Here is a 230-nt window from a genome sequence, read left to right on the forward strand (position 1 = left end):
GTCGCCCTGCTCTCCGGCGACGAGGGCGCGTACGACGAGGACGGCTCGCACCTGGCGCTCCCCGTGCACGCCGTGGTCGGCCGCCCGAACGTCGGCAAGTCGACGCTGGTCAACCGGATCCTGGGCCGGCGCGAGGCCGTCGTCTAGGACAAGCCGGGCGTGACGCGCGACCGCGTGTCCTACCCCGCCGAGTGGGCCGGTCGCCTGTTCACGCTGGTCGACACCGGCGG

At 74.3% G+C, this 230-nt stretch carries 1 pseudogene; it reads left to right on the forward strand.

The features are described from left to right. Positions 1–230: pseudogene (locus KVT14_RS23320) on the forward strand (GTPase); the annotation flags it as partial.

Source organism: Cellulomonas sp. GbtcB1 (genome assembly GCF_019091725.1).
Taxonomy (GTDB): domain Bacteria; phylum Actinomycetota; class Actinomycetes; order Actinomycetales; family Cellulomonadaceae; genus Cellulomonas.